The 16,718-nt window shown below is 45.7% G+C and carries 11 protein-coding genes; 4 read left to right on the top strand and 7 right to left on the bottom strand.

Annotated elements, in window-relative coordinates:
- Nucleotides 1-1,032: 1,032 nt before the first annotated feature.
- Both A4R26_RS13470 and pafA read right to left on the bottom strand, forming a co-directional pair.
- Nucleotides 1,033-3,894 (bottom strand): M16 family metallopeptidase, encoded by a 2,862-nt coding sequence (locus A4R26_RS13470; RefSeq protein WP_081164280.1) that lies wholly within the window; start codon nt 3,892-3,894, stop codon nt 1,033-1,035.
- A 255-nt stretch (nt 3,895-4,149) separates the two neighbouring features.
- Complete coding sequence (gene pafA / locus A4R26_RS13465; protein WP_081164321.1) at nt 4,150-5,802, bottom strand: alkaline phosphatase PafA; 1,653 nt, start codon at nt 5,800-5,802, stop codon at nt 4,150-4,152.
- A 308-nt stretch (nt 5,803-6,110) separates the two neighbouring features.
- Between pafA and A4R26_RS13460 the strand changes: the two genes are divergently transcribed.
- Nucleotides 6,111-7,367, top strand: coding sequence for an aminotransferase class I/II-fold pyridoxal phosphate-dependent enzyme (locus A4R26_RS13460; protein ID WP_081164320.1), 1,257 nt, complete (start codon nt 6,111-6,113; stop codon nt 7,365-7,367).
- 250 nt (nt 7,368-7,617) lie between these two features.
- The gene (locus A4R26_RS13455; RefSeq protein ID WP_081164279.1) at nt 7,618-8,064 is read left to right on the top strand and encodes a hypothetical protein; all 447 of its coding nucleotides are present in this window, start codon (nt 7,618-7,620) and stop codon (nt 8,062-8,064) included.
- 495 nt (nt 8,065-8,559) lie between these two features.
- Here A4R26_RS13455 and A4R26_RS13450 read toward each other — a convergent pair whose 3' ends face one another.
- The gene (locus A4R26_RS13450; RefSeq protein ID WP_081164278.1) at nt 8,560-9,129 is read right to left on the bottom strand and encodes a thioredoxin family protein; all 570 of its coding nucleotides are present in this window, start codon (nt 9,127-9,129) and stop codon (nt 8,560-8,562) included.
- 39 nt (nt 9,130-9,168) lie between these two features.
- Here A4R26_RS13450 and A4R26_RS13445 point away from each other — a divergent pair, with 39 nt between their 5' ends.
- Nucleotides 9,169-9,738 carry a UbiX family flavin prenyltransferase gene (locus tag A4R26_RS13445; protein ID WP_207625744.1) on the top strand — a complete coding sequence of 190 codons (570 nt, stop codon included), beginning with the start codon at nt 9,169-9,171 and terminating at the stop codon, nt 9,736-9,738.
- Between the two features lie 323 nt (nt 9,739-10,061).
- Here A4R26_RS13445 and lolA1 read toward each other — a convergent pair whose 3' ends face one another.
- Nucleotides 10,062-10,715, bottom strand: coding sequence for an outer membrane lipoprotein periplasmic chaperone LolA1 (lolA1, locus tag A4R26_RS13435; protein WP_081164275.1), 654 nt, complete (start codon nt 10,713-10,715; stop codon nt 10,062-10,064).
- 120 nt (nt 10,716-10,835) lie between these two features.
- Nucleotides 10,836-13,400, bottom strand: a complete 2,565-nt coding sequence (locus tag A4R26_RS13430) for an FtsK/SpoIIIE family DNA translocase (protein ID WP_081164274.1) — start codon at nt 13,398-13,400, stop codon at nt 10,836-10,838.
- A 294-nt stretch (nt 13,401-13,694) separates the two neighbouring features.
- Here A4R26_RS13430 and A4R26_RS13425 point away from each other — a divergent pair, with 294 nt between their 5' ends.
- Entirely contained in the window at nt 13,695-15,680 is a 1,986-nt protein-coding gene (locus A4R26_RS13425) for a sensor histidine kinase (protein ID WP_081164273.1), read from the top strand.
- A 135-nt stretch (nt 15,681-15,815) separates the two neighbouring features.
- Here A4R26_RS13425 and A4R26_RS13420 read toward each other — a convergent pair whose 3' ends face one another.
- Both A4R26_RS13420 and A4R26_RS13415 read right to left on the bottom strand, forming a co-directional pair.
- The gene (locus A4R26_RS13420) at nt 15,816-16,205 is read right to left on the bottom strand and encodes a DUF423 domain-containing protein (RefSeq protein WP_081164272.1); all 390 of its coding nucleotides are present in this window, start codon (nt 16,203-16,205) and stop codon (nt 15,816-15,818) included.
- Complete coding sequence (locus A4R26_RS13415; protein ID WP_081164271.1) at nt 16,198-16,707, bottom strand: shikimate kinase; 510 nt, start codon at nt 16,705-16,707, stop codon at nt 16,198-16,200. Before A4R26_RS13415 ends, A4R26_RS13420 begins: the two co-directional genes overlap by 8 nt.
- Nucleotides 16,708-16,718: the final 11 nt, after the last annotated feature.

The following is a 16,718-nucleotide window of genomic DNA, read 5'->3' as shown; positions in this document are numbered from 1 at the left end:
AGGGTGGTTGCAATGATTTATGATATCCTTTTCAAATGGTGAATGGTCAATGGTGAATGGTGAATGGCCTCGCTGAACGTGAAACGGCAAACGGCAAACGTGAAAGAGCTCACTAATTTTGGGAATTTATTTATGACCTTGCACTGCCCGACATTCGAGCCGATTGACAATTGACGAAGCAGGCCGCGCCGAGGTTTGCCGATTGCCGATGAAGGCTTTAAGCTGCATTTACACTCTACGCGGTTAACTTATGAACTAAAGAACATAATAACTTATAGACATAAACACCGTTCGATTGTTCAATAACGTTACTACTACACATTACATCACAATGGTTGAACCGGGCATAAAAAAAGACAGCCAGCCATGCGGCCGACTGTCGTGATCTAGCAACCCCTAAACCAGCGAAATCATTAAACGGGTAATTTTTCAGAGCAACTTAACGATGCTATGTATGAACAAAGCTTCACCCGCTACTAATTAAAGCCGGTACTAAAGACACCTCTCACCTCCGGGATATCTTTACTATAATTTTCAATTATTTATCTTCATGCAAAGCAACATGCTTGCAGGTTCGTACAGTTCTAACTACGTTTTAAAATAGTGTTCATGAAGGGCCTAGCTTGCATAATATCCAAGCTTTAAATTCTGAGTGCAAATACATTTGGGAGGAGTTCTGCTATATCCGTTTGTTCCTGCAAGTTAGTGTTTAAGAGAAAATAAAAAAATTTTTTTAGGGTTTTTTAATAATAAAACGTGTGAGCAAAAATTCACGTGAATTGCTTGCACCACCCGCATTTGCGCGTTTTTACCAGCCGTATTTTTTAGTGCTTACCGCTTTGCTCAAGCGTATTGCATTTCAATAAAATACACATAAATGTAGAACGATAAACGCCAAACGATGAACGAAATTCACTATTTACTATCCGCCTGTAGTATTATGCCCTGCACATTTATTGCAGTTATTCCATCATAAAAAAAGCCCCGACGGTACCGTCAGGGCTTTCGTATTGTATTATAGTTATTTAGCCGCTAAAAGCCTTTCTTTGGCTCCTCTCCTGTTCCACTCTTTGCACTCTCCGGCATCTGAATGGCCAGGAACTCATTTCCATTTAGCACCAGTTTGGCCGCCTGCTGTACGTCTAACGGCGTTAGTTTGTTCACGTACTTTTCATAATGAACAAACCTGTCGGGATCGCCGCCCTGTAATTTGTACTGTAACAACTTTTCCACCCAAACACCATTCTCTTTCATGTTCAGCTTATGCTGTTCGAGCCATTGTTTTTTTACCTTGTTCACATACGAGGTATCAGGGCCTTTCGCTACCATACTGCTGAATTCGTTTTTGATCGCCTTCAACAGCGTATCCACTTTTTGGGGACCGCAAGGCAGGTTCAGTACAAAACTGTAATTACTATACGGGTATTTTTCCAGTTCGGCATAAGTGCCGCCGCCATAAATGCCCTGGATCTTTTCGCGCAGCTCTTCAATGATGCGAATGTTCAGCACTTCACTCAATGCATGCGCTTTCAGCTCGAGGTCTTCATTGTATGGTGTTTCACCGGTATAAAAAGCCAGGATCAGGCTTTGATCTTCTTTTCCCTTATATACGTTCAGCGTTCTTTTACCTTCTACCGGACGTACCTTATTATCGGCGAAACTGAATTTTTTACCGGTAGCGGGCAAACCGGCTATATATTTTTCAATCAACGGTTTTATGTCAGTTTCTTTAAAACTACCGGCAAACACAAAGTGCATTCCACTGCAATCGCCAAAACGTTCCTTACGGATCTCCATCACGCGTTTGTAATTCACTTTATCGAAGTAGGCGCTGTTAGGCACGGCCACCGGCGCCATGGGATCATTATTGAACAAAGTTTTATACAGCGTATCGACGAACGAAGCGCGCGGATTGGCGCCGATCATGGCAAACTGCGTTTTGTTCCGTTGCAAAAAAGCCCCGAACAAAGCCGTATCACCGCGCGGCGCTGTACTATTGAGATAGATTAACTGGAACAGGGTTTTCAGATCTTTCACGCTGCTGCTGCCTCTGAAGCCTTCCGAAATGGCGGTAAACACCGGATCAACGCTTACTGTTTTACCGGCCAGTGCCTTACCAAGATCAGTAGGCGAAAACTGGCCAACGCCCATGGCTACCGTAGCAGGTACCATGTACTCGGCACTGTATTTATCGGCCAGGCCGTAATTGTTTTTACCACCGGCACGGGTAGCGCCCATCAGGATCTGGTCGTTCTTGAAATCGGTTGGCTTCAATGTTACCGTAATGCCGTTGCTGAGTACATAATCAGTGGTTCCCAGTAAAACGTTCTTTGTAACCTTAACCACTTTGCCACCCACCGGCTCACTGCTTAACAACGTTGAAGCAACCGCTTTTTCTTCATATGGCTTTATATCGGCCTTTGTTTTCGAGTCAATGATCGCCAGCAGTTCGCTTTCTGCAGGCAGTTTATCGGCTTCCTTCGGCTCGGGACCGCTCAGGTATACAAACAGGTTCTGCTGGCCTTTGATGGCTGCCGACACCGCATTTACTTCATCGAGTGTTATGGCAGGCAGCATCGCTTTCACATATTCATACTCTTTCTCAATGCCCGGTATGGGTTCCTGCACCAGGAAATTGTTCACGTATTCCTGAACATAATCGGCCGACTCGGTTTTGGCGCGGTTGTTAAATGTTCTTTCATATTGCGCCTGTATTGATTTCTTGACCCGCTGTAATTCGGGGGCGGTGAAGCCATACCGTTTTACGCGCTCTATTTCTTCAGCCAGTACATTCATGGCTCTTTGCACATCGCCACCGCCGGCAGCAGCCATTGTATTGAACGACTGGTAGCCGCGGGCATACGATTCAAAATCGGCATAGGCGTACAGGAAAGGCGGATTCTCTTTTTGCGTTAGCTCCTGCAACCGTTCATTCAGCATAGAAACGAACATTTGCTCTATGAGCTCTTTACGGTAGTCGCCAACAGTTACCGCCGATTCCTTCTTAACAGCCGGGTAATTGATGGCCACATTATAACTGGTTGCTTCTTTATCGGTTACAACCATGGCCTGTGAGGAAGTGTAAGGCGGCACCTCGGCATATTCCCTTTTGCGGGGCGAGGCCGGGTTGGTAAGCCCCGAAAAATGTTTCTTCACCATGGCTTCCGCTTTGGCCGGTTCAATATCCCCCACAACGATCACGGCCATCAGATCGGGCCGGTACCATTCCTTGTAAAAACGGCGGATATTATCAACGGGAAAGTTCTTTATGATACTGTCTACCCCTATCGGTAACCGCTTTGCGTACTTCGAGCCTTCGAACAGGCGGGGATAGATCTTTCTGAAGATGCGTTCATTGGCGCCCTTGCCCAAACGGCTTTCTTCCAGAATGATGGCGCGCTCGCCATCGATATCATCATCGAGATAGGTAACGTTGTGCGCCCAGTCTTCCAGCACCTGGAAACCTTTTTCGAGATTACCGGGTTTATCGGTTGGAATGGGCAGAATATACACCGTTTCATCAAAACTGGTATAGGCATTCAGGTCGTTACCGAAGCCAACGCCTATGTTCTGCAAAAAGGAAACGATATCATTCTTTTTGAAATGCGTTGTACCGTTGAAGGCCATATGCTCGGCCATATGGGCCAGCCCCTGCTGGTCTTCGTCTTCCTGAATGGAACCGGCATTCAGTACCAGCCGCAGTTCAACTTTCTGCTCTGGTTTCTTATTCTGACGAATGTAATAGGTAAGGCCATTTGCCAGCTTCCCGATCTTCACTTTCGCATCTACCGGTAATTTGCTTTGGGTGTTCAGCTGAGCAGCAGCATCCTGAAAAACAAAAATGCCCAACAGTAGCAACAGCCACCGGGTATGAGCATGCAAAGAGTACATCATGATAGGTGTTTTTGGACTACAAATGTATTGGTACAGGGGGATTGTTGAACGACCGTTAGTAAAAAAGAAGTGAGAAGAGCATTATTCCTCAGGTACCGCCACTAATTTTAACAACTAAATATCATAAATAGAAAAGGGGAACCCGCCAATTTTTAGCGCGTTCCCCTTTTTATTATCTTCTTACGTCATACTTACTTCCTGCCTCCTGTTACCATTCCTACAGCACACTCCTATGTATGATCAATTAACAAAATATCATTTAGCCACCTCTTCAATCACCTTTCCCACACAACCACTGGGCATTTGAATATGCAGCATAGCGGCCAGCGTGGCGGCTATATCTGTCATATAGGTTTCGCGGTTGGTTTTGCCTGCAGGCACCTTCCAGCCATAAAATAACAGCGGAATATGCGAATCGTAGGGATTCCAGGCGCTATGGGTGGTACCGGTAGCGCCGCCTTCCATATAGCCCGATTGCAATAATACCTGAATATCACCGCTTAATTTCTGATTATAGCCATTGGCTACCATATCGCGCTGCGTCGCGGTCAAAGGCACTTCCATAAACTTATCAAGCGCAAATACGCGTGCAACTTCCGGCTGGCGGCCGAGGTATTGTACAATCGTTTTTTTGATACCATCCTCATCGAGCTTCATTGAATCGATCAGGTGGTGGTTCAGGTATAACTGGTGGTTATAGTTTCCAATGATCAGTTTGCTGCTGCCGTATTTTTCATTCAGCAGTTTGGCAAGGTCCTGCGACCAGCGGCCGGCTGGCGCATGTCCGCCCGGTAACTTATGCTCCTCACTAAAGCCGGGCACATGCGCTACGGCATGGTCGGCACTAAGGAACACGAGGTATTGCCCCTTTCCTACTTTGGCATCGAGGAAGCTGAAAAAACCACCCAGTTCTTTATCGAGCCGCAGGTAATCGTCTTCCTGCTCAACGGAGTTAGGGCCAAAAGCATGGCCAATGTAATCAGGAGAAGAAAAGCTAACGGCCAGCATATCGGTGATGTTATCGGCGCCCAGTTGTTCACCGGTAACGGCGGCTTTTGCCATTTCAATGGTAATGGTATTGCCATATGGTGTGCTGTTAACAGCGCCATAGTTTGAACCGGCGAATTTCTTCAGGTCATACGGAAAACCTTTCTGCTCGGCGCCAAACGGTTTGCCCTCGTATGGTTTTTCGTCTGCCGTGCTTTGCACATACGAGTTGATGGGGTACAGGGTGTTCCAGCCCAGACCATAGTATTTGTCAACCAGTTTCTTTGCATTGAAGTCCTGCGCCCATTTCGGCAGTTCTTTCATGTAATAGGTAGAAGAGATCCAGTTTCCATTGCGTGAATCGTACCAGTACGCAGCATTGGCTGAATGGCCGGCTGGTAAAATGCCGCCTCTGTCCTTTACGGCAATACCGATCACTTTGCTTCTGAAGTTGGTGGCGAGGTTCAGTTCATCGCAAATGGTTGTCACCTGCATATTCCGGGGGCTCATTGAACCGGCCGTACCTGCGGCAGCGCCAACAGTTTCAACGCCTGGATCTTCGGTACAATAAACACTGCGCTGTTTCAGGGGATCGTACCAGCCGTTGCCAATAATACCATGAATGGCAGGAACACTGCCGGTATAAATACAGGTATGGCCACAGGCGGTGACGGTGGGCACATATGGGATCAGCGTGTTCTCGCAACTGAAACCTTTGTTCAGGAAACGTTTGAAACCGCCGTCGGGCGCATAACGGTCATAATAGCGATAGAGGTAGTCCCAACGCATCTGGTCTATTACGATACCAACCACTAATTTAGGGCGGCTTAAGGCTGTGCCGGAAACCGTGCTGGTTTTGGTTTGAGCGGGAGCAATAAAACAAAACAGCGAAAAACAAATCGTTGCTAAAAGAAGACGCATTAAAAAAGTTTTGGCAAAGATAACCGGCTGCTCAAACCCCAACATTAAAATTTCATAAAATAACAAACACAAACGATTGCTTAATAGTTTGATTGCTAATTTGTTTGAATGGCCGTTTTTTTAAACTTTTAGCTATTTGCTTCAAATATTCGCTTCCAATATCCGTTTATGCAAACAACGCCGGCGCAACGAATTCGTTCTGCGGGGCGGGCATTAAACCATGCGGGCAAGGTTATCAAACCGTTAAAAACGCTACCTTTGCGCCATTCGCCAAAAACAGCAATAACCCTATTAATAAAATCCATATTATGGCAGATATTTTTGAAAGATTACTAAAAAATCAAGGTCCATTAGGTCAACATCGTGAAAGAGCGCATGGTTATTTTGCGTTTCCTAAACTGGAAGGCGAGATCGGGAGCAGAATGAAGTTCAGGGGGAAGGATATGATCGTGTGGAGTCTGAACAATTATCTGGGGTTAGCGAATCATCCCGAAGTGCGGAAAGCCGATACTGAAGGCGCTGCTCAATACGGATTAGCTTTACCAATGGGCGCCCGTATGATGAGCGGAAACTCAAACAACCATGAGTTGCTGGAAAAAAAGCTGGCCGCTTTTGAATCGAAAGAAGATGCTATTTTAGTAAATTTTGGTTACCAGGGCATGGTAAGCCTTATCGATGTATTGTGCAGCCGTCACGACATTATCGTATATGATGCTGAAAGCCATGCCTGTATTATAGACGGGGTTCGTTTGCATCCCGGTCACCGGTATGTTTTCAAACACAATGACATAGAAGATTTTGAAAAACAGCTGCAACGCGCAACCGCGCTGATCGAAAAACAAAAAGCCGGTGGCATTCTGGTTATTACCGAAGGGGTTTTTGGAATGGGCGGCGATCAGGGCAAACTGAAAGAAATTGTTGCACTGAAAAAGAAATACGAATTCAGGCTGCTGGTCGATGATGCGCATGGCTTTGGCACCCTGGGCAAAACAGGCGCCGGCGCCGGTGAAGAACAGGGCGTTCAGGATGATATTGACCTGTACTTTTCTACATTCGCCAAATCAATGGCCTCTATCGGCGCATTTATCGCCGGTCCTAAATCTATCATCGATTATATCCGCTATAACATTCGCAGCCAGATCTTCGCTAAAAGTTTACCTATGCCGCTGGTTATTGGTAACCTGAAGCGCCTTGAACTGCTGATGACCCGTCCCGAGTTGAAGAACAAGCTGTGGGATGTGGCTGCCAAACTGCAAAAAGGCCTGAAAGAAAGAGGTTTCGATATCGGTAAGACCGATTCGGTAGTTACTCCTGTGTACATGAACGGCGGAGTTGAAGAAGCAACAGCGATGGTGATGGACCTGCGCGAGAACTACGGTATTTTCTGTTCTATCGTAGTTTACCCGGTAATTCCGAAAGGCCACATTATTTACCGTTTAATTCCTACGGCGGTGCATACCGATGAGGATATCCAGAAAACACTGGAAGCGTTCTCCGATACCAAACAAAAGCTGGATGCAGGCGCTTATAAAGTATCTGCAATCCCCGATATGGCTGAGGCCTGATAATAACTTTGCCCGGGTTTACATTGGGTCAAAGTTGACAACATATTGAAAATTAATGCATCCCGTTCCGGCTGAGCCCGAACGGGATTTTTTTTGGCCAAAATGCCTAAACTGGTAACCGCATAAATAAGAAAATATATGAATAAGCGTTATTACCTATTAGAGTTCAATGGTTTTCAATAGTAAAAAGACGTAGAAAAAACACTAAGCATGAAGTGAATTTTATTCCGGCACCCTAATATCAATATCTATGAAAGCGGTCTGTGTGCTGACCATGCTGTTCATGCTGTTTACAGCTGATACGGCAAACGCACAATATAAAAGACTTACCGACAGTGTGAATGTACAAATACGGCTTCACCCCCGGAAAGCGAATAATCCGCGGGTTGACTCTGTATTGGTCATTTTCGACCGCTATGATCATACCGGGGCCGGCGTTGTTAAGAATATCTACTACCCCAGGGATAACATGTTCACCATTCCCAAAGTGCCCGAAGGCCGATACTACATTACCATTTACTGCCTTGGTTTATACAACGATGTTTTCAACGATCTTATGTTCATCAATAAGCGGCATAGCAATAAACTGCGCTATAAATTAGGGCATTCAGATGAATTTGTGCCCGGTACCTTCATTCCTACCATAGAAATTGACTTCACCAATCTTGCTATTACCAATATCAAGTCGTTCAAATAGGCCAAAAGCTGAGGTAGGTGCAAAAAAATAGCCTCCCGGAGGGGAGGCTGCACTAATCAAATACCATTAACCATTAAACCTTATCCTATGAAAATTCAAATATAGTATGAAAATCTCAAAGTATAGGGCGTATCTATCTGGTATTTTTACTGTCTGGTTTCAATAATTGATTAAAGTCAACACGAAAATAAATCAAATTTAGGTCCATTTTAATTATCTGAATAATAAACGCAACCGTTTGCACTAATATATTATTTAATTATATACTTATCTTTTGTCAGGTAACCGTTTCAATTTTCAATTTCTTCAATCAACAATACATTCCTATAAAATACATGTAAAGTATTTTGTTTCAGAAACCTTACCTATTTACATCTTTATGTATTTGAGCTTAATGAATACATAACATTGATCATATACTTCGCAACGGTCATTTCCAGGCGCCATGCCATAAGATCGAATTGATTTATTTTATAATAAACTCCGGTCACCCTTCTACCAGCTCGACTTAAATCCCTTCCGGTATTCATCAAATGGCACTTTGCCAAACTTGCCTTCGCCGAAATATCTGGCTAAAAGCTCAAATTCATTGGGGGCCAGAAAACCGGGAATTGCCTGTGGTTCGCCATCGGCGGGAATGAAAACGGTAGTGGGGTAACTCAATTGACCGTTGGTAAGATAAATAGCAAAATCATGTGTTTTATGGCGTGTATTGAAGTCATAGGTCTTACCATTCCAGGTAATTGATTTACGGCCTTCGGCATCAAACTTAACCGGGTAAAATTTCTGCTGCACGTAACTGGTCACGTTCTTGTTGCCATAGGTTTTCCTGTCCATTACCTTACACCAGCCGCACCAGTCGGTATACAGATCGATCAACACAGGGCGCTTTTCGGTTTTCAGCGAGGCCGCTGCATCGTCGAGGCTCATCCACTTCAGTTTTTCCGCCGCGGCACCTTCCTTCTTCTTCCCCCAGTTCCCTTTATCTGCGTTTACCGCAGGCTTTTCGCCGCATGAAAAAACAACTACCCAGCAAAACAAAAGACACATTTTCAATGTTTGCATCTGTATTTTTGTTTAATAACCTAAAATTAAGTCATTTCCATGCACAAAATAGTGTTGGCCATTACCGGCGCCAGTGGCAGTATTTACGCCCGGTTACTGATTGAAAAGTTGCTGACCATTAAACAACAATGGCAGGATGTTGGGGTGGTTATGACCGATAACGCCAAACAGGTTTGGGAAACCGAACTGGGCAATACCGATTACACCCAATACCCCGTTACATTCTATTCAACCAAAGACTTCACCGCGCCCTTCGCCTCCGGTTCGGGCCGTTATAATACCATGATCATTGCCCCCTGCTCTATGGGCACCCTTGGCCGCATTGCTACCGGGGTTTCGAGCGATCTTATTTCGCGCGCCGCCGATGTGGTTTTGAAAGAACGCCGGAAATTGATTTGCGTGGTGCGCGATACACCTTATAACCTGGTGCATATCCGCAACATGGAAACGGTTACCCTGGCTGGTGGAATAATTTGCCCGGCCACCCCCTCCTTCTACAGCCGCCCGGCCACCATTGAAGAAGCGGTTGCCACCGTTACCGACCGGGTGCTTGACCTGGCGGGACTGGATATAAGTACCTACCGGTGGGGAGGCGAAAATGAGAAATGAAGAATTAATAAGGAACATATCTCAGTGAGCTTTCCATAAATGATATTCACCTTAAATCATCCGAAAACGGACAGTTTTCATATCAAAATGGTATAAAATCATATGAAAACATACCTTTTTCATATGAAAATGGTATCAAATCATATGGTAGCGTACTGTTTTCATATGAAAATGGTATCTGATCATATGAAAACACATCATTTTCATATGAAAATGGTACAAAATCATATGAAAACGCACCGTTTTCATATGAAAATCCTAAAAAGCAAAACCCCGGCATTGCCGGGGCTCCAGAATAATTTAGTTATTACGGTTAGGGCTTTCTATCGCAAATCTATCACTTCTACGCCGGGATATTTGTTCTTATCGAACACAAACAGGTTATCGGGCAGGTTGGCCGAGCCATTCATGGTATTGATGGTATACACCATTACGTTGCCCGCTTTATCAAGTACGCGGGTGCTGTACAGCGTTTTGTTCTGTTTGTCGATCAGCAGGTATACTTTGTGAAATGGTTTGGTTTTATCAACCGGGGTCATTTCAATTTCCTGCACTCTTTTCCTGCCTACCATTTTATCGCCATTCAGCTTGTACAGGAAATCCTTATCGTAAAAGTTAGAGAAGATCTTTTGCGGAGTTATGGTATTGGCCGAATTATCGGGTTTGGTGATAGTTACCTCGTTGGCCGATTTATCGTACGTCCAGATATTGGTGCCGTCGCAAAAAACCTCCTGGCTGGCTCCGGAAAAACTTACCCGGTAGCGGGGGCCTTTGAGTGAAGCAGTACCTTTTTTGGTTCCCAGCACATTGCCTTTATTGTCTTCATTCTGAAAAGTGAAGGTGGCCTGTACCGCTTTAAAGGTCTTGAACTTCGCGCTTACCGCATCCAAAACTTTTTTGGCGGCGGGGTCGCTTTGTTGGGCAAAACTTAGGGTAGCTATGAAATATGTAGAAATTAATACAATTAGGCTTTTCATTATATGAATGCTTTTGTAAAGGCCGCAAAGATATTGGTTATAACCTTTAGCGGCAATAATAAGACGTGAAATGTTAATGGGGGTTGTATTTTAAAATCACATTAACAAAGTTCTAACTTCTTAAATTATATCGGCCAGCAGCTGATCCAGATCGGCCTCAGTTTTTATAAGCACATCCCGTGCCTTGCTTCCCTGGCTGGGCCCTACGATACCGGCAGCTTCCAACTGGTCCATCAACCGGCCTGCCCGGTTGTAACCCAGTTTCATCCTTCGTTGTAACAACGAGGTTGAGCCCATCTGGCTGTTCACTATCATACGGGCAGCACTTTCGAACAGGGTATCGCGGTCATCGAGGTCAAGTTCCTTGCCTTCGAACTGCTTTTCATCAACATATTCGGGCAGGAAGAATGCCTGGGGATAGCCTTCCTGGGTGCCGATGCATTCGCAAATGCTGTCTACCTCGGGGGTATCAACAAAGGCGCATTGCAGGCGGGTGATTTCACCATTATAGGAAATAAGCATGTCGCCCTTACCGATCAGCTGCTCGGCGCCGCCGGCATCGAGAATGGTACGGGAGTCGATCTTTGAAGATACTTTAAAGGCAATACGTACCGGGAAGTTGGCTTTGATGGTACCGGTGATAATGTTCACCGATGGACGCTGGGTGGCGATGATCAAATGGATTCCTACCGCACGGGCCAGCTGCGCCAACCGCGCAATCGGCATTTCCACTTCCTTACCGGCCGTCATAATAAGGTCGGCGAACTCATCCACTACAAGCACAATGAATGGCAGGAACTGATGCCCTTTCTGCGGGTTGAGCTTCCGTTTTATGAATTTCTCGTTGTATTCGCGAATATTACGGGCGCCGGCTTCCTTCAACAGGTCGTACCGGTTGTCCATTTCAATACACAGGGCGTTCAGGGTATGGATCACCTTTTTGGTGTCGGTGATGATCGCCTCTTCCTCGCCCGGTAATTTGGCCAGAAAATGCGTTTCAATATGGCGGTACAGGCTCAGCTCCACCTTTTTGGGGTCAACCAGTACCAGCTTTAATTGCGATGGATGTTTTTTATACAGCAGTGATACCAGGATGGCGTTCAAACCAACCGATTTACCCTGGCCCGTAGCACCGGCCATCAGCAGGTGCGGCATGGTGGTAAGGTCAACAATGAAGTTTTCGTTATCGATCTTTTTACCTATGGCTACCGGCAGGCTGAAACTGTTGTTCTGGAATTTCTCCGATGACAGCATACTGCGCATACTTACCACGGTCTTTTTCACATTGGGCACCTCAATACCTACCGTACCCTTACCCGGAATAGGGGCAATGATCCGGATACCAAGGGCCGCCAGGCTCAACGCGATATCGTCTTCCAGGTTTTTGATCCGCGAAATGCGCACCCCCGCAGCCGGTACTATTTCGTACAACGTTACGGTTGGCCCCACGGTGGCGCTGATCTTTTGAATATCGATATCGTAATTCTTCAGTGTATTGATGATCTGGTTCTTGTTTGTCTCCAGTTCGGCGGGGTCCTGAATGATGCGTTCGCTGCCATGCAGCTCGAGCAGATCGAGACCGGGGAATTTATAATTACGCAGCTCGAGCGACGGATCGTATGGTTCCTGGTTAATTACAGGTTTTACTTCCGGTTGCACTTCCTCAACCGGTACATCCACCGGCTCATTTACTTCGGGATACGATTTTATCTCAAGCTCGAGGTCAGGCGCCGGTTTGTTGTTTTTATTTTTTCCGGTAACGGAAGGCGTTTCAACCTGTAGTGGAATTTCAGGTTTTTCGGGCTCTTCCACCTCCTCTTCTATATCTTCTTCCACATCTTCGGGGTGTTCTTCAACCGGTTCGTCTTTTTCTACCAGTTGCAGGTCTGTTTCAACTTCTTCATCCGGATCTTTAGGTCCCTTTTTCAGCACGCCCATGCCATCTTTGAGCTTATTGCCGGTTTCTTTAATCACTTCGGGCTTTAAAACTTCTTTGGCAACCACCAATGTTGCCCCTTCCATCGCAGTTACAGGCTCCGGTGTTTTTGTTTTACCCAACGAAGGCGCTTTGAACACGGGATTAAAGCGCCAGATAATATAAGCCAGTCCGGCCACAAGCAGTAATGCCGCCGTACCAACGCTGCCTATCATTCGCACCAGCCAGTCGCTGCACATATCGCCTACCGCTCCGCCCCAAGCAAATGCGCTGCCGCGGAACATAAAAGCAAATACCACACTGAAAAATAACAGGCTTACTATTACGTAGCGCACGTTGCGCCAGAGGGAGAATATTCTGGAAGCGAGCAAAGCATTTACGCCTATTACGAAAAAGAGGCTGCAGAACATAAAGGAGGCGGCGCCAAACCCTTTATAAAAGAACAAATGTGAAATATATGCGCCGAGGTTACCCAGCAGGTTGGTAGTTTTTACTTCTTCACCGGGTAATAAAATAGCGGCTCCCCTGAACACTTTATCCTGGTCTTCGCGCCAGGTGAACAGGTAAGATGCAAAGGCAATAAACAAGAACAGGCTGACTAATAAAGCGAAAGCACCGGCTATCTTATGGGTACGTTCGTCCTTAACCAATTGTTTCACCGTAACCTGAGCTTCTTTTTCAGGTTTGAACTTTTCCGGATTTGCTGGCTTTTTCTTTTCTGCTTTGTCTGCTTTTAAGCGGTTGGCCATGGTCGCAAAGATAAGTAGTTTAGGGTATAAGGGAGAAGGGTGTGAGAAGAAGGTAAAAAAGCACGCTGCATATGTTAACTTTTGTTTAGCAGTATATCATTGCCGGGTTCCGGGTTCCGGCTGCCAGCACTAAAACCGGGATCGCTGATTGTACTTACACCTGAAACCTGTATTCCCGGTAACCGGTACCGGGTTCCTTCAAACTGGTAACGCCCCGTATTAAACGGTTTCCCTTATTTGTTGTAATTTTCAACTTCGAAACTAACTCTCCCCTGTGCAACACCGGGACAAAATATGACCAGTAAAAGCCATCCTCGATTTGTATCTGCCAACGCTACTCGCCGTCATCCTTATTACAAGGTCATCAAACATACATTTTTTTATATCCTGCTTTTGGGTTTGGCCTGTAATAGTTATGCACAATGGGCCGATTCGAATATCGTGGATGTAGCGGCTATCCGCTATCAAAAAGCCATTGGCAAACATTCCCTGTTTACGGCACAACCCAAACAGCAGATCCCCGATGCGGATATTTTTAACCTGCCCTATAAGCAGAATCCCGGCAATTACCTGCCGCACGACCTGCCGGGCAAACTGATCGAACGGGATTGTTTTTTACAATTCATGCTGAAGAATACCGACGATACGGCCATTACCGTATGCTTTATTCCCGGTTCGTTTTGCCGCAAGGTAACGTTGTTCAAAGCCAATCCCGACAATATAGCAGGCACTTTTGCGCACATGCCCGACAGTCTTACTACCGATGAACGGTATGACGGCGTTAAACAGATCACTGTGCAGCCGCATGAAACGGCCACCTATTTTTGCCGGTTCAACTTTGTGCGCACCAATATAAATTCCCTTATTCCCCGCATTATCAGGCACGATTACCTCGAGCAATGGGGTATAGCGCAACGCAACCGCGATTCGTTGCTCGATGTGTTCACTTACACGGTATCGGGTGTATTGCTGTTCATGATCTTTTATTCGCTGGCTGTTTATATCCAGAGCCGCAACAAGGAATTCATTTTTTATGCGGGCTACACCTTCCTTACCTGTTCCCTGCTTTTCCTGAAATCATACCTCAACTACAGCGCTACTCCCTTTAACTATTTTTATGAGGAGTATCTCGATTTCATGATCATGACGGGCAGCGTGGTGTTGTACCAGATCTTCATGCGAAAGTTCATCAACAGCAGGGAGCAATACCCGCTGCTCGATAAATTCCTGCATTTCTTTTCGCTGCTGCTGATCGGCGCCAGCATTGTGTTCTCCATCGTGTACTTTCTTACCGACAAGTACATTATGCTGAACATCATGGAAAACTTTATCATCAAACAGGTATTCTTTTTAACAGGAATGTTCTTTATCATCTACAGTATTAAAAAGAAAAATACCCTGCTCAATTACCTGGCGGCAGGCAATGCGGCCCTCATCATTTTTGCCGTTATTTCCTATATCATCATCATCACCGGCTGGAAGCTGGTCGAAAACAATATCACTTCCATCTTTAACCGGGCGCTTTTTTATTATGAGATCGGCCTGGTGCTGGAACTGGGTTTTTTCCTGTCGGGACTGGCGTATAAAAACCGGCGCGATATCATTGAACGGGTAAAAGAACGCGAACGCCTGAAACTGGAAAACGAACGGAAAGAATTCGATAAACAAATGGCCGTAATGGCGGCCAAACAGGAAGAGCGCAACCGCATTTCGGCCGATATGCACGACGAACTGGGTTCGGGCGTAACGGCCATCAGGCTTATGAGCGAGATCATGAAAAGCAGATTGAAAGGCGAAGTAGTGCCCGAACTGGAAAAGATCTCCAACTCGGCGAATGAATTATTGGGCAAGATGAACACCATCATCTGGACCATGAAAAGTAGCAACGACACGTTGGAAAGCCTGATCGCTTACATCAGAGCGCATGCGATAGAGTATTTCGATAGCACGCCTATTGAGTGCAAAGTGCAGTTGCCCGCACTTATACCGCAGGCGGAAGTGAGTGGCGAAAAAAGAAGGAATATCTTCCTGAGTATAAAAGAAGCGCTCAACAATGCCATGAAGCATTCCCAGGCTTCGCAAATACAGATCATTATTTCAACCAGCGACAAATGGCTAATGATAAAAGTGAGCGATAATGGCGTAGGCATCGATGCCGATAAATTACGCCGGTTCGGCAACGGCCTCAGCAATATGCGCCGCCGGATGGAAAGCATCGACGGTTCATTTAAAATAGAATCGGAACTGAATTGTGTGCTGACGTTCGAAGCTCCGTTGTAGGTTTGTGGTTTATGTTTTGTTGTTTGTGGTTCTTTATACGCGCGAACCCCGATAAATTTCAGGCAGTGTAAATCGGGAAAGGAGATCCAAAGCGCGCCAGCAACAACAAACCACAAACTACAAATAACAAACTGCTTACGCCTTCCTCAATACAGCCAGGAACAGGAAGATCCATCCTATAATAAAGAACAATCCCCCAATTGGTGTAACCGCGCCTATACCACGCATGCCAACGGTTTTGGTGGCCTGCAACATGGTGAGAATGTATAAAGAACCGGAGAAAAGTATAATGCCAACAATAAAGCAGATCCCTGCGTACTGGAGATGCTTCCCGGGGAAGTTTCCAAACAGGATGGCAACGGCCAATAATGCAAATACATGGTAGAATTGATAGCGCACCCCGGTTTCAAAAGTAGTGACGGTTTCGGGGGGAACAATTTTCTTTAATCCATGTGCGCCAAAAGCGCCGAGAGCTACGGCCAGTGCGCCCAGAATGGCGGCCGTTTGCAGAAAACCTTTATGCATGTAAAACGGTTTGAATAAAGTCGTTCATAGATATGGCATCTTCCTTATTGATAATTACATCCGCCTGTTCATAATACATCCGGCGTTCGTTCAGTTTACGAATGATGTAATGCTTCAGGTCTTCGTCCTGGATATCTTTCAGTAATGGCCGTTGTAAACGCTCTTTCATCAGGCGGTGCAACAGCACATCAACCTGGGTATTGAGCCATACCACCGTACCATACTTTTTCATGAATTCGATATTGTTGAAAAAGCAGGGCGTGCCGCCGCCGCACGAAAGCACCATATTGGTATTCTCATCGACGATCTTCTCCAGCACATCTTTTTCTTTATTACGAAAGTATTCTTCACCAGACTCGCCAAATATTTCGGGAATGCTTCGCTTTTCTTCCTCTACGATCACTTCATCGAGGTCATAGAATGGTAAACTCAGCTTTTGCGCAACCTGTTTGCCCCAATGCGTTTTTCCGGAACCCATGAAACCGATCAAAAATATCCTCATTACGTCGCAAG

Origin of the sequence: Niastella populi (assembly GCF_002078015.1) — a bacterium.
Taxonomy (GTDB): domain Bacteria; phylum Bacteroidota; class Bacteroidia; order Chitinophagales; family Chitinophagaceae; genus Niastella; species Niastella populi.
Note: the sequence above shows the minus strand (reverse complement) of the source record. Positions and strands in the feature narration are given on the sequence as shown.